Raw genomic sequence first — 541 nt, forward strand, 5'->3', positions numbered from 1 at the left:
AGCGCTCACCGTCAACGCGGCCCAGGGCGTGCTGGCCAACGACAGCGATGTCGACGGCGGCACGCTGAGCGTCAGCGCAGTCAATGGCGTAACAGGTAGCGTGGGGCAGGCCATCACCGGCTCCAATGGCGGCACCTTCACGCTGAACGCGGATGGCTCCTACAGCTTCAATCCGGGCACGGCGTTCGATCGCCTGGCCGCGGGTCAGACCGACACCACTAAAGTCAGCTATACCGTCAGCGACGGCCAGGGCGGCACCGCCACCTCGACGCTGACCGTAACGGTGACTGGCACCAACGATGCGCCGGTGGCCGTCGCCGATACTCAGACCACCGGCGAGAACAGCGCTCTTAGCGGGCAGGTGCCGGCAGCGACCGATGTTGACGGCACCATCGCCGGTTATGACCTGGCGACGGATGTCGGCACCGGCAACGGTAGCCTGACGTTCAATGCCGACGGTTCCTACAGTTTCACGCCCGGCACCGACTTCGACACTCTGGCCGCCGGCGAAAGTCGCGACGTCACCTTCAGCTACACCGCT

The 541-nt window shown here is 65.6% G+C and carries 1 protein-coding gene; it reads left to right on the plus strand.

The window, feature by feature from the left end; genetic code table 11:
- Window positions 1-541: Ig-like domain-containing protein (locus tag BTW07_RS18935; RefSeq protein ID WP_167369291.1), on the plus strand; the 541-nt coding region annotated here is incomplete at both ends.

The organism is Salinicola socius, assembly GCF_001937195.1.
Lineage (GTDB): Bacteria > Pseudomonadota > Gammaproteobacteria > Pseudomonadales > Halomonadaceae > Salinicola > Salinicola socius.